Annotated in this window: 11 protein-coding genes; 1 reads left to right on the forward strand and 10 read right to left on the reverse strand. The window is 69.3% G+C overall.

What is annotated here, in order from left to right; translation table 11 throughout:
• Positions 1–134 precede the first annotated feature (134 nt).
• Positions 135–512, reverse strand: coding sequence for a hypothetical protein (locus ACWGKQ_RS31320; protein ID WP_453295368.1), 378 nt, complete (start codon positions 510–512; stop codon positions 135–137).
• Between the two features lie 228 nt (positions 513–740).
• Positions 741–1,592, reverse strand: a complete 852-nt coding sequence (locus tag ACWGKQ_RS31325) for a thioesterase family protein (RefSeq protein WP_453295369.1) — start codon at positions 1,590–1,592, stop codon at positions 741–743.
• Positions 1,593–1,757: 165 nt separating this feature from the next.
• Here ACWGKQ_RS31325 and ACWGKQ_RS31330 point away from each other — a divergent pair, with 165 nt between their 5' ends.
• Positions 1,758–2,987, forward strand: coding sequence for an alpha/beta hydrolase (locus tag ACWGKQ_RS31330; RefSeq protein WP_453295370.1), 1,230 nt, complete (start codon positions 1,758–1,760; stop codon positions 2,985–2,987).
• Here ACWGKQ_RS31330 and ACWGKQ_RS31335 read toward each other — a convergent pair.
• From ACWGKQ_RS31335 to ACWGKQ_RS31370, 8 genes are all read right to left on the reverse strand, one after another.
• A complete protein-coding gene (locus ACWGKQ_RS31335; RefSeq protein WP_453295371.1) occupies positions 2,896–3,555 on the reverse strand; it encodes a trimeric intracellular cation channel family protein in 660 nt (219 codons plus the stop codon). The genes ACWGKQ_RS31330 and ACWGKQ_RS31335 overlap by 92 nt on opposite strands.
• Positions 3,556–3,600: 45 nt before the next feature.
• Positions 3,601–5,550, reverse strand: coding sequence for a WD40 repeat domain-containing protein (locus ACWGKQ_RS31340; RefSeq protein ID WP_453295372.1), 1,950 nt, complete (start codon positions 5,548–5,550; stop codon positions 3,601–3,603).
• A gap of 234 nt (positions 5,551–5,784) precedes the next feature.
• Positions 5,785–6,276, reverse strand: a complete 492-nt coding sequence (locus ACWGKQ_RS31345; protein WP_453295373.1) for a CU044_2847 family protein — start codon at positions 6,274–6,276, stop codon at positions 5,785–5,787.
• A 36-nt stretch (positions 6,277–6,312) separates the two neighbouring features.
• Entirely contained in the window at positions 6,313–7,704 is a 1,392-nt protein-coding gene (locus tag ACWGKQ_RS31350) for a M1 family metallopeptidase (RefSeq protein WP_453295374.1), read from the reverse strand.
• 100 nt (positions 7,705–7,804) lie between these two features.
• Entirely contained in the window at positions 7,805–9,178 is a 1,374-nt protein-coding gene (locus tag ACWGKQ_RS31355; RefSeq protein WP_453295375.1) for an ABC transporter ATP-binding protein, read from the reverse strand.
• Positions 9,175–10,266 (reverse strand): ABC transporter ATP-binding protein, encoded by a 1,092-nt coding sequence (locus tag ACWGKQ_RS31360; RefSeq protein WP_453295376.1) that lies wholly within the window; start codon positions 10,264–10,266, stop codon positions 9,175–9,177. Before ACWGKQ_RS31360 ends, ACWGKQ_RS31355 begins: the two co-directional genes overlap by 4 nt.
• Positions 10,263–11,270 carry an ABC transporter permease gene (locus ACWGKQ_RS31365; protein WP_453295377.1) on the reverse strand — a complete coding sequence of 336 codons (1,008 nt, stop codon included), beginning with the start codon at positions 11,268–11,270 and terminating at the stop codon, positions 10,263–10,265. Before ACWGKQ_RS31365 ends, ACWGKQ_RS31360 begins: the two co-directional genes overlap by 4 nt.
• A gap of 72 nt (positions 11,271–11,342) precedes the next feature.
• On the reverse strand, positions 11,343–13,094 hold the full coding sequence (locus tag ACWGKQ_RS31370; RefSeq protein WP_453295378.1) for an ABC transporter substrate-binding protein: 1,752 nt from the start codon (positions 13,092–13,094) through the stop codon (positions 11,343–11,345).
• Positions 13,095–13,151: the final 57 nt, after the last annotated feature.

Consider the following 13,151-nt stretch of genomic DNA (forward strand, 5'->3'; position numbering starts at 1 on the left):
TGGTTTTTTTTTTTTTCCCACCCACCCCCGGCCCGGGGGGGGGCGCCCCGCCCCCCCCCCCGGGGGCGGCCCCCCCAACCCGGGGGGGCGGCGCCGGGCCCCCCCCCCCCCCGCCCCTGTCGTACGGCCCCGGGTCAGCTCTTCGTCGCCTGTGCGGTCGGCGCTCCGCTGGGCGCCGCGCCGCCGGGACCGCCCTGGCCGCCGCCGCAACCGCCGCCCATGCCACCGCCGGGGCCGCCGCCCTGGCCGCCGGCGCCCGGACCACCGCTCGGCATGCCCGAGGCGTTGCCGGTCGGAGCGCCGGTCGGGGCGCCGCTCGGCGCACCCGAGGCCTTGCCGGTCGGGGCGCCGCTCGGCCGGCCCGAAGCGTTGCCGGTCGGCTGCTGGCAGCTCTGCTGGCCGGAGTTGCCGCTGCCGGACGACGACGAGTCGCCCGAGCCACCGCACGCGGTCAGCAGCAGCGGGGACAGCGCGAGCAGAGCCACGGCGGGGACGAGACGTACACGCTTCATGAGAGACAACTCCATTGAGGATGAGGGAGTCCTGAGGAGTGGCACTCAATCAACGGCGCTTAAGGCGTTCTTGGGCCCGCGCTGTTCGCCGCCTGTCAAAGAGGTAAAGCGCTTCCCAAGAGACGGCGCTGACCTGGCAGTTCAGTCCGAGGTGGCGCCTACTCGCTGGTACACGCCCGTGACAGAACGGGGTTCGCGCCGTGGAAACGGTGACGCGCCGGGTCGGGTTCAGCCGAGGCGGACCCGGGCCAGCTGGCGGGACTGGGCCACCAGACGGTCCTCGGCGTCCCAGACCTCGGCGTCCTCCTCCAGGAAGCCGCCGGCCAGGTTGCGGGTGGTGATGGAGACACGCAGGGGGCCCGGGGCGGGGCGGTGGCGGACATGGACGGTCAGTTCGACCGTGGGGACCCAGCCCTTGAGGCCGATCTCGAACGCGGTGGGCGGCAGCGCGTCCACCGCCAGGAGGAGCGAGAGCGGGTCGGCGTCACGGCCGTCCGCGAGGCCGAACCAGGAGCGCATCTCGCCCTTGCCGGAGGGCGCGCCCAGGGCCCAGCCGAGGGTGGCCGGGTCCAGCTTGAGCATCAGGCGCTCGGTGATGGCGGAGCTGCCGTCGACCGGGGCCGGGCCGTCTTCCGGGCCGAAGCAGTGCTCCATGGGCGGGAACGCGGGCGGGGTCGCCGTCGTGCGGACGTCGTCGGGGAGGGCGGAGAGGTCGCCGTAGGAGGCGAGGACGCGGATGCGTTCGATCTCGTTGCCCTCCTCGTCGTACTGGAAGAGCGAGGCCTGGCCGGTGGAGAGGGTGCGGCCGGTGCGGACGGTGTCCGTGCGGATCACGGCCGGGCCCGGCTGGGACGCGGTCAGGTAGTGCGCGGAGACGGTGAACGGGTCCGGGTGCGGCAGCGTGTCCGCGAGCGCCCGGCCGAGCACGGCCAGGAGATAGCCGCCGTTCACGGCGTTGATGATGGTCCAGCCCGCCGAGAGCTCGATGTCGTAGACGCCGGGAGCGCGCCGGGTGACCGCGGTGTCGCGGTCGAACTCGCTGTCGCCGATCACGGCCCGCGTGGATGCTGCTTCTGGCATGCCTGAACAGTACAAGAGGTGATTACTAAGCGGTAGCTTTTGTGATCCACGCACCAGCGGCCCGGCCGGTAAGGGATCCCTCCGCCGAGTGAGGTTCCGGCAATTTCTAGGTAAGTGTCCGGACACGTCCGTAACCCGGGGCCTGCGATTCCCCTCTATGGGGACATGAGCCTCACCGGGACTCCGTTCCTCTACACGACCATCGTCCTGTCCGTGGTCGCCCTCATACTGCCGCTCGTCCTGTGGTCGAGGATGCGGGGGCCCAGGGCCGTACGTGCCGCGGCCCGGGTCCTGATGCTGCTGTTCGCGCAGGCCACGGCGGTGACGCTGATCTTCGTGCTGGTCAACAACGAGAACAGCCTGTACGACAACTGGGCCGACCTCCTCGGTACCGGCAACCACGTCCAGCAGGCCGCGAACCTCGGCCGGGACGGCACCGGCGGGATAGCGCTGAAACGGTTGCCCCGGGTGAAGCAGAACTTCACGGCGGCCGACGGGCCGGGCATGCGGGCGGCCGGCGGGGTCGAGGTCACCCAGCTCAAGGGCCGGGTCTCGGGCGTCAACGCCGAGGTCTACGTCTGGCTGCCGCCGCAGTACCACGAAGCGAAGTACCGCAACCACCGCTTCCCGGTCGTGGAGCTGCTGCCCGGCTACCCCGGCTCGGCGAAGGCCTGGTTCGGTTCGCTGAAGGTGACCGAGCAGCTGGAGCCGCTGATGAGGAGCGGCCGGGTCGCGCCCTTCATCCTGGTCGCGCCGCGCACCAACCTGCTGGCCGGCGTGGACACCGGCTGCGCCAACATCCCGGGCACGGTCAACGCGGACAGCTGGCTCAGCATCGACGTGCCGAAGATGGTGACCGACAACTTCCGCGCCGCGGCGGCCCCCGCCGACTGGGCGGTGGCCGGTTACTCGGCGGGCGCGCACTGCGCGGTCAAGCTGGCCGTCGCCCATCCGGACCGCTACCGGGCCGCGGTGAGCCTGTCCGGCTACAACGACCCGATCGGCGAGCGCAACTCGCTCGCCGCGCAGAGCGTGGCCCTGCGCGAGCAGAACAACCCCTACCTGCTGCTGCGGAAGGCGGTCGCCCCGCCCCGGATCGCGCTGTACATGTCCGGCGAGTCCGGTGACGGCTACCAGGCCGGCGTGGCGCTGGAGCAGATCGCCAAGGCGCCGACCACCGTGCACGTGGTGTTCCTGCCGCGCAGCGCGGGCGGCCACAACATGGCGCTGTGGCGGCCCCAGGTGCCGGCGGTCTTCGAGTGGCTCACGGTCAACATGGGCCAGAGCCGGGTCCGGGGCGGGACTACTCCTCCCGAACCGTCGAGCGCCGGTTCCACGCACGCGGCGCTCGCCAGTGGTACCGCATCGCGAGCAGGCGCAGTACGAAAGCGGTGACGACCGCGAGCCCGCTGGTGAACGGGGTCAGCGCGTCGTAACGGATGCACAGCACCACCGTCGTCGCCCCGACGATCGCTGGGACCGCGTACAGGTCGCGGTCCCAGCGCAGCAGCGAGGGAACCTCGTTGGCGAGCACGTCCCGGAGCACACCGCCGCCGACCGCGGTGGCCAGGCCCAGGGCGGCGGAGGCGGTGAGGTTGAGGCCGTAGGAGTACGCCTTCGTGGTGCCGCTGACGGCGAACAGGCCGAGGCCGGCCGCGTCGAAGACCAGCACCGCCGACTGGATCCGCTCGACGTGCGGATGCAGGAAGAACACCACCAGGGCGGCGATCAGCGGGGTGATGAAGTACCCCAGGTCCGTGAAGGCGGCCGGAGGCACCGCGCCGATGATCACGTCCCGGAAGATCCCTCCGCCCAGCGCGGTGACCTCGGCCATCACCCCGATGCCGAAGACGTCGAAGTTCTTGCGGACGGCCAGCAGCGCGCCGGAGATGGCGAAGACGAAGATGCCGATGACATCGAGCGTGTGCTGGATGGAGGGAGAGAAGAGTTGCTGGAGCTGCACCCTGACATTGTGAACCGCCGGACCATCGGGTTCGTGTCCGGCGGATCAGCATGTGCTGCGGTACCCGATGTCGGGGATGTCGGTCTTCCATTCCCGCTCGGTCAGGGGACCCGACTTGGCGCACAGGTCCCGGACCAGCCGGTCGGGGGCGATGGTGTGGGTGGTGAATCTGCCGTGCTGGTCCACGCTGACCAGTGCCGAGCCGTCGGGAGTGAACGCGAGGGCGATGATGTCGTCGAGGTCGTCGAGAGGCCCCAGGAGCGGGGTGCCGAGCCGGCTCCCGGTACGGCTGTCCCAGACCTGGATCTCGTAGGCGGGTCCGGACCGGAGCCAGGTCGCGAACAGCCGGCCGTCGGGTGAGACGGCAGTGCCCCGTTCCGGCGCGGTCAGCGGAGTGGACAAGGCTCCGGTGCGCAGGTCCTCTCCCTCGGGCAGCAGCGTGCGCGCGTCCCAGAACCGGATGTAGGGCCGGAAGCCACGGGGGTGGGTGTAGAGCGTGGTGCCGTCGTCGCTGAAGGAGTCCACCTCCACACCCGCGGAGCCCTTGGTGACGATCCTGCCGGAGGGAAACGCGACCCTGCCGAAGTACGGGGCGGCGATCACGCTCCTGCCGTCCGGCTGGAAGAGGACGGCCCCTCCGTCGTCCGGGTAGCCGAGGTTCGCGCGCACCTCACGGATCCGGCGCATGGTGGTCAGGTTCCAGAAGCTGAGCACATTGGTTCCGTCCCGCGTCACGATCTGGACGGCGAGCGACCTGTCGTCCGGTGCGAACCCGAACTCCACCGATGTGCCGCTGAACTGATCCTGCCTGAGGACGGGCAGACTGCCGAGCAGCACTCCCTTTTTCCCGGCCGTCCTGCCGGAGACGTCCCAGATCTCCACGCTGGTGTAGCTGTGCACGGCGAGCAGGCGTCCGTCCCGACTCAGCTGGATCTTTTCCACGGCATTGCCCAGACCGCCCGCGCGCGCGGTCACGGTCAGCCGTCGGGTCCGCGACAGCGGCGACCAGATCTCGATGTCGGCGCCCTCGCGGAGCGCGAAGGTGCGGCGGTCGGCGCTCACCGCCCCCTCGGAGTAGTACCGGCCGTCGTCCTTGGGCGGGTCGGTGAAGGAGCTCACGTCGTACGACCGGACGACGCCGTCGTTCCCGACGCACCGGAGCTGGGCGTCGTCGGCCGTGAAACGCGGCGCCGTCGTGGGGTAGCACTCGCTCTCGGTGGTCGAGTGGCGCATCACAGGTCCCGACCGCGTCACCGCCACCTCCCAGACGACGCCGTGCTGCACCAGGTAGCGGCCGTCGGGACTGAAGAGGAGCGGATAGTCGGAGGAGTCCTCGGCACCCGTGAGGTCGATGCCGATCCATCCCCTGGTGCGGTCGAAGACGCTGATCTTCCCGCCCTTGAGTGTCACCGCCGCACGTCTGCCGTCCGGGCTGAACACCACCGGCCCCTCGATGTCGCCGGCCTTGAGCCCGGTGTCGGGGAAGGGGAGCTTCTTCCCGGTGCGCGTGTCGACCCAGGTGAACGGCTTCCCCCCGCTGCCGGGCAGGGAGAGCACCCGTTCGTCCGGAGAGAACGAGGAGTCCCTCAGGAGGAAGACGGATCCGGCGGCGGTCAGGGCGGCGACCCTGCGGTCGGTGCGGGTGTCCCAGACGGCCAGGGTGGACTTTGCGTCCGAGCCGGTCGTCTCGGTCGTCAGATACGTGCCCCGGGGGCTGACCGCCACCCGCGGCCAGTATCCGCTGTCCTCCTTGGCGGTGCGGTAGGAGTGGGCGCCGCGGAGGCGGGCGCCGGAGACGTCGAGCAGGCGGGTGTATCCGTCGTCGGTGCTCACCGCCGCCGTCCTGCCGTCGGCGGAGAGGGCCACCTGGTGGACCCGCGCCGGGGCCGTGTAGGAGCCGGTCCTGCTGCGCGTCCTGACGTTCCAGAACTCCACCCGCGTGCCGGCGGCGGCCGCCAGGGTCTGCCCGGTGGCGTCGAGGTCGGACTCCGTCACCGCGAACGCGGGCAGCTTGAGGACGTCGTCCTCGGGCTGGTAGCGGAGGGCCAGCAGTGCCGACCAGGACTCCGGGGTGTCGGCCAGAGCGGAAGCCGGTTTCCGCTCCGGTCAGGAACCCGGCCCCGGCTGTACCGCCGTCCGCGGCGAGCACCTGGAAGACGGACACGGGCACCGACGACCCGCCCGAGCCGGCCAGGCTGCTCTCGTCGTCCGCTGCCGGCCCCGCGTCGTTCATGGAGCGTCCCGCCCTGCGTCACCGCTCCCCCACACGACGCGGACCTTCAGATGGACGGCCGTCTCGCCGGCGGTGATGATCGCCCCGGCCTTGGCGGAGAGGTTCACACCGAACTCCACCTCCACCTCCTGCGGCCCGGCCTGTCGCAGTTGGTCCAGTACGGCCCGTGCCGTCTCCCGCACCGGAACCAGTGACTCCTGCAGCGTCCGGGGCAGTTCACGTATCGCGTCACCGACCCGGCCCGCCTTCACCGGTCCGTCGGACTCCGGTGCGTCTTCGACCTCTTCCAGCAGAATCGCCCCCCGCCTTCCAGGGGCATGCGCGCAAGACTCGGCATCGGTCCGCTTCCTCGGAGAGTCCGGAATCGATCTCAGCCACTCAACCCGAAGACTCTCCCCATCGCCCCCTGCTTTCACCTCCGACCCGAGGACCGCCACATACGGATCACGCGGCTCCGCGGACCCACCGGCGGGCGTGGGGCGCCGCACAGCACCCGGCCCGCCGGTGTCACCGCGGAGCCGGGCTCACACGGCGGGTTTCCCTGTGGTGAACAGCCAGGTCTGGAACAGGTCGTCCAGCTGCTGCCCGCTGACCTTCTCCGCGAGGCGGATGAAGTCGGCGGTGTCGGCGTTGCCGTAGCGGTGCAGCTTCGTCCAGGCCGGGAGCAGCTTGAAGAACGCGGTGTCGCCGATGCGTTCGCGCAGCATCTGGAGGGTCATCGCGCCGCGCTGGTAGACGGCCGAGGCGAACATGGTGTCGCGCTGCGGGTCGGCCACCTCGGTCTGCCAGAAGGCGTTGTCGGCGGGGCGGGAGTTGTAGGCGGCGAGGAAGGAGTCATGGGCGGACCTGGTGCCCTGGTGCTCCGCCCACAGCCACTGGGCGTAGGTGGCGAAGCCCTCGTTGAGCCAGATGTCCTTCCACTGCGCCACGCTCACCGAGTCGCCGAACCACTGGTGGGCCAGCTCGTGCACGATCGTGGTCTCGCTGCGCACCGCGGAGTAGGCCGGCTTGCTCTGCACCTCCAGCGAGAACCCCGCCTCGGGCATGTCGTCGACGATCGCCCCGGTCTCCTCGAAGGGGTACGGCCCGAAGAGCTGCGACCAGTAGTCGGTGGCAGCGGCGGTGACGGCGTACACGTCGACGCTGTTGCTGTTGGCGAGAACCGGGTCGATGGCGACGTAGATGGGGATGCCGGAGGGGGTCTTCCCGGTCCGTACGTCGAACTTCCCGATGGTGGCGGTGGCGAGGTAGGTCGCCATCGGCTTCGACTCGCGCCAGTGCGTGTACGTCGAGCCGCCCTTGGAGCGCGTCGAGACCAGCCGGCCGTTGGAGACGCCGGTCAGGCCCTCGGGAGCCTTGATACGGATGTCGTAGGTGGCCTTGTCGGAGGGGTGGTCGCTGGACGGGAACCAGGTGGAGGCGGCGTTGGGCTCGCAGGCGACGAAGACGCCGTCGGTGGTCTTCATCCAGCCGTAGTCCGAGCCGAAGACGATGGGGCCGTTGAGGGGCTCGGGTATCCCGCCGTAGGTGACGGAGACGGTGAAGTCACGGCCCTTGCGGAGCGCGTCCCGCGGGGTGACGGTGATCTCGTCGCCGGTGCGCGTGAACCGGGCGCGTCTGCCGTTCACTTCGACCTTCGTGACCTCCAGCTTCTGGAGGTCGAGATCGAAGGCGGAGAGGTTCTGGGTGGCGCGGGCGGTGAGGGTGGTACGGCCGTCCAGGCGGCCGGTGTCCGGGGCGTAGGCCACGTCGAGGTCGTAGTGGCGGGCGTCGAAACCGCCGTTGCCCAGTTGCGGGAAATAGGGGTCGCCGATGCCGTCGGCGCCCGGGGTGGGGGCGGGGGCGGCCGCGATGACGAAGGAGGCGGCTGCCGCGGTAGCGACAGCCGCCAGACGTGCCGAACGGGAGAGGCGCATGGGTCGTCCCTTTCGAGCGTGCCGGTCAGTGGACGGACACGGTCGACTCTGCGCTCTCCCGTTAAGGCATGTACATGACTTTGCAAAGTCGTGTCATGGGCTACTTGTCGGTTGGCTCCTGTGACTTCTGTGCCTCGGCTGTGGAGTCGGCCGACGGCTCCGCCGGGGATTCGGCAGCGGCCTCCGGCTCCTTGGCCGGGGCGTCCGGCTCCTCCGCCGGGGCCTCCGGCTCCGGCTCGGCCGACGCCTCGGGTTCCGCGGGCTCAACCGCAGCCTCAGCCGCGGCCTCCGGCTCCGCTTCCGTGGCTTCGGCCACCGGCTTCGCCGGCTCGGCCGATTCCTCCAGGACCGCCTCGCCCACCAGCTCCGACGCCTCCTTCGCCGCGCTCAGCAGGACCGTGTCCTGGGGAGCCTGGTCGGCGAAGTTCTCCGGGTGGTGGCACGCCACCCGCTGGCCCGGGCGGAGTTCGAGGAGCGGCGGTTCCGTCGTCCTGCAGATCTCCGTCGCCTTCCAGCACCGGGTGTGGAAGCGGCAGCCGGACGGCGGGGCGATCGGCGACGGCACGTCACCGCGGAGCAGGATGCGCTCGCTCTTCTGGCCCCGGCGCTTCGGGTCCGGGACCGGCACCGCCGACATCAGCGCCTTGGTGTACGGGTGCATCGGCGACTCGTACAGCTTGGTGCTGTCGGCGAGTTCGACGATCTTGCCGAGGTACATCACCGCGACCCGGTCCGAGACGTGCCGGACGACGGAGAGGTCGTGGGCGATGATGACGTAGGTCAGGCCCAGTTCCTCCTGGAGGTCGTCCATGAGGTTGACGACCTGGGCCTGGATCGACACGTCCAGCGCGGAGACCGGCTCGTCGGCCACCACCAGCTTCGGCTTCAGGGCGAGCGCGCGGGCGATGCCGATGCGCTGGCGCTGACCGCCGGAGAACTCGTGCGGGTAGCGGTTGTAGTGCTCGGGGCTCAGACCCACCAGCTCCAGGAGGCGCTGGACCTCCTTCTTGACCCCGCCCTCGGGCTCGACGCCCTGCAGCCGGAACGGCGCGGAGACGATGGAGCCGATGGTGTGCCGGGGGTTCAGGGAGCCGTACGGGTCCTGGAAGATCATCTGGATGTCGCGGCGCAGCGGGCGCATCTTCGCGGTGGACAGGTGCGTGATGTCCTGGCCTTCGAAGGTGACCTTGCCGCCGGTCGGGTCCTGGAGCCGGGTGATGACCCGGCCCATGGTCGACTTGCCGCAGCCCGACTCGCCGACGACGCCCAGGGTCTCGCCCTTGCGCACCTCGAAGTCGATGCCGTCGACGGCCTTCACCGCGCCGACCTGGCGCTGCAGGATGCCCTTCTTGATCGGGAAGTGCTTCTCCAGGCCCTCGACCTTCAGCAGCACCTCCCGGTCCCCGGACGTCTTCTCGGGAGCCGACGCCTGCTGCGGGATGACGGCGTCATCGGCTTTGTTCGTGTCGCTCACAGCTTCGGCGCAATCTCTTCGGTCCAGATCCGCGTGCGGTCCTCCGCCGAGAGGTGGCAGGCGGACCAGTGGCCGCCGTCGACCTGCTGCAGTTCGGGGCGGACCGTGCGGGTGACGTTCCCCTTGGGGAGGTCCGCGTACGGGCAGCGCGGGTGGAAGGCGCAGCCCGAGGGGACGTTGATGAGGCTCGGCGGCTGGCCCTTGACCGGGATGAGCCGGTCGGAGGTCTCCCGGTCGATGCGCGGCATCGAGCCCAGCAGACCCCAGGTGTAGGGGTGCTGCGGCTTCTCGAAGATCTCGTCGACGGGACCGCGCTCCACGCACCGGCCGCCGTACATCACCAGGACGTCGTCGGCGATCTCGGCCACCACACCCAGGTCGTGGGTGATGAGGATGACCGCGGAGCCGAACTCCTTCTGGAGGTCGCGGATCAGGTCGAGGATCTGCGCCTGCACGGTGACGTCGAGGGCGGTGGTCGGCTCGTCCGCGATGAGCAGCTCGGGGTTGTTGACCAGGGCCATGGCGATCATGGCGCGCTGGCGCATACCGCCGGAGAACTCGTGCGGGTAGCCGTCGACGCGCTTGGCCGGCTCGGGGATGCCGACCCGGTCGAGCATCTCGATGGCGCGGGTGCGGGCGGCCTTCTTGCTGACGTCGTGGTGGACCCGGTACGCCTCGACGATCTGGTCGCCGATCTTGTAGTACGGGTGCATCGCGGACAGCGGGTCCTGGAAGATCATCGCCATCTCGTGGCCGCGCAGCCGGCGCACCTCGTCCGGCGAGGCGCTCACCAGCTCCTTGCCACCGAGCCAGATCTCGCCGGACATCTGCACGTTCTTGCCGCGGGCGCCGAGCCGGTGCAGGCCCATGATGGCCAGCGAGGTGACCGACTTGCCGGAGCCGGACTCGCCGACGATGGAGAGGGTCTTGCCCTTCTCCAGCGAGAAGCTGAGGCCGTCGACCGACTTGACGATGCCGTCGTCGGTCGGGAAGTGCACCTTGAGGTCGCGGACTTCGAGGAAGGCGTCGGACGGGCTGGACGGCGTGGGCTCGCCCACGGCCGCGCCGGTCTTGGAGAGTTCGGTCACGAGAGCCTCACCCGCGGGTCGGCGGCCGCGTAGAGCAGGTCCACCAGGAGATTTGCGATCACGACGAAGAAGGCGGCGAGCAGGGTCACGCCGAGGATCGGGGGCAGGTCGTTGTCGTCGATGGCCTGCACCGCGTACTGGCCGACACCGTGCAGCGAGAACACGGTCTCGGTGATCACCGCGCCGCCGAGCAGCAGACCGAGGTCCATGCCGAAGACGGTGATGATCGGGGTGAGCGCGGCGCGCAGTCCGTGCCGGACGACGACCTTGCGCTCGCGCAGGCCCTTGGCGCGGGCCGTGCGGATGTAGTCCTCGTTCATCGTCTCCAGCATGCCCGAGCGGGTGAGCCGCGCGTAGATGGCCGAATACAGGAGAGCGAGCGAGCACCAGGCGGGAATGAGGGTGTTGGCCCACTGTGCCGGGTTCTCGGTCAACGGGACATAGGTGCGGCCGAAGATCGGCCACTGGTAGGTGAAGAGCAGGATCGCCAGGTTGCCCGTGAAGAACATGGGCAGCGAGACGCCGGCGAGGGCCACACCCATGAAGGTGCGGTCGAAGAAGGAGCGGGGCTTCAGCGCGGAGACCACGCCGATCGCCACGCCCGAGACCAGCCAGAGCACAGCGGCTCCGGCGGCCAGTGACAGGGTCACCGGCATCCGGGAGGTGAGCTGCGGCCAGACCGCCTGGTGGGTCTTGAAGGAGTAGCCGAAGCACGGTGCGTCGCAGTGCACCGTGGTGGGGCCCAGGTCGTAGGTGGCGCCGGAGACGATCCCCTTGATGAAGTGCCAGTACTGGACGAAGAGGGGCTGGTCCAGACCGAGATTGTGCTTGACCGCGGCGATGTCAGCCTTCGACGGGCTCTTGCCGATGTACTGCTGGGCCAGCTGGTCGGTGGTCTGCCCGGCCAGACGTGGGAGCACGAAGAAGATCGCGAAGGTGACCGCGGAGACGACCAGCAGCAGGATCACCGCTGCGAGCGTCCGACGGAGGATGTACGAGATCACGGGGATCGGCGCTGGTGCCCGCGGGCCTCGCGGCCCGCGGGCACCAATGCCTTCACCTGCCTTCCGGGGCTGCTACTTCGACGCGACGCCGATGTTGAGGTAGTCGTACTGGCCGCTGAAGGCCGCCGTGGAGACCAGGTTGGTGAAGGTGGTCGGGCGGGCCAGCAGGACCTTGAAGTAGGTCAACGGCACGAGGGCGGCGTCGTCCATGGTCTGCTTGTCGATCTGCGTGTAGATGGTGTTGCGCTCGGTGTCGTCCTGCGTACCGATCGCCTTGGCCAGCAGGGTGTTGACCGTCTTGTTGTCGTACTGCGACAGGTTGGTGTTACCGGACTGGCTGATCGCCTGGCCGTTCAGGATCTGCTGCAGGAAGCCGTAGCCGGACGGCCAGTCGGCACCCCACTGCATCATCATCAGGCCGACGTTCTGCTTGTTGTCGAAGTTCGGGACACCGGCGTAGTCGGTGAAGTACTTGCCCGACGGGTACTGCTTGAGGGTGGCGTTGATGCCGACCTTCTTCAGCGAGTTGATGATCGCCGTGGCGGCGTCGATCTCCTGCTGACGGTCCGAGCGGGCCGTGATGTTGGTGTTGATCGTCGTCTTGCCGCAGGCCTTCAGCTGCTCCTTGGCCTTGGCCACGTCACCCTTGTTGCCCGTGGTGGCGTAGACGTCCGACTTCGAGTAGCCCGGGATGTCCGGCGGCAGCACCGTGGTGGCGACGTCACCGCGGATCGGGCCGCCCTCGGCGGTCTGCACCGAGACCTTGTCGATCGCGTACTCGACGGCCTTGCGGCAGGCGACGTTGTCGAACGGCTTCAGCTTGGTGTTGATCGCCATGTAGACCAGACGGCCACCGTAGGTGTTGTCCGTGTTGGCCTTCTTGGCGGAGTCGGTGAGCACCTGGGCCTGCGTGGCGGCCTGGACACCCGTGCCGCCGAGGTCGATCGCGTCGCCGGCCAGGACGTCCTTGTCGATCGTCTCGGCGTTGACCTTCAGGTTGACGACGATCTTGTCCGGCAGCTGCTTGCGCAGCGGGTCGGTCTTCGGGTCCCAGTTCTTGTTGCGGACCAGCACGGCCTGCTTGCCGTCCTGGTAGCTCTGGAACTGGTACGAGCCCGAGGACACGATGTTCTTGACGTAGTCGACGCCGTTGTCCTTGGCCTGCGGGACCGGGGCCGTCTGCGGGGCCGAGACCAGGTAGTCGAACTCCTGGAAGGCCTGCTTCAGGTGGAAGACGATCGTGGTGTCGTCCGGGGTCTCGATGGACGCGAGGCCCTTGGCGCTCTTGTCCTTGTAGGGGCCCTTGTACTTGTCGCCGCCGACCAGGAACTGCTGGAAGTAGTTCGGGCCGAGGGAGAGCACGTCACGCGCGAAGTTGGAGCGCTCGACGGCGTACTTGACGTCCTTGGACGTGATCGCCGTGCCGTCCTGGTACTTCAGGCCCGAACGCAGCTTGTACGTCCAGGTCTTGCCGCCGTCGCTGGAGACGCCCTTGCTCGCGGCGAGGTCCGGGACCAGGGTGTTGCCCTTGGAACCGGGGCCGGGCTCGAACGTCATCAGCGGGCGGGCGTACAGCCGGCTGAAGTTGTACATGTACGCGTAGTACGTGTTACCGGGGTCGAACGAGTCCGGGACGTCGGACAGCTCGTAGGTGACCGTCCCGCCCTTCTTGTCGGACGCGTTGACGACACCCTTGGTAGCCGCGTTGGCCGCGGCGGAACTGCCGCCGTTGCCGTCCTTGTTGTCATCGGCCTTGCTGCACCCTGCAACCAGCAGGGTGGCGGAGCCGATGGCCGCGATCGCGGCCAGCGCTGACCTTCGCATGATGGGCGGGTTCCCCTCCATTGTCGGAAATCTGTTGGGCTCTCGGTGACAGCAGGC

This window comes from Streptomyces sp. NPDC054770, assembly GCF_053611985.1.

Bases quoted from the DNA above. Each gene is read 5' to 3' on its own strand.
- ACWGKQ_RS31320 (WP_453295368.1), bottom strand. From the start codon at position 512: ATGAAGCGTGTACGTCTCGTCCCCGCCGTGGCTCTGCTCGCGCTGTCC.
- ACWGKQ_RS31325 (WP_453295369.1), bottom strand. From the start codon at position 1,592: ATGCCAGAAGCAGCATCCACGCGGGCCGTGATCGGCGACAGCGAGTTC.
- ACWGKQ_RS31330 (WP_453295370.1), top strand. From the start codon at position 1,758: ATGAGCCTCACCGGGACTCCGTTCCTCTACACGACCATCGTCCTGTCC.
- ACWGKQ_RS31350 (WP_453295374.1), bottom strand. From the start codon at position 7,704: ATGCGCCTCTCCCGTTCGGCACGTCTGGCGGCTGTCGCTACCGCGGCA.
- ACWGKQ_RS31370 (WP_453295378.1), bottom strand. From the start codon at position 13,094: ATGCGAAGGTCAGCGCTGGCCGCGATCGCGGCCATCGGCTCCGCCACC.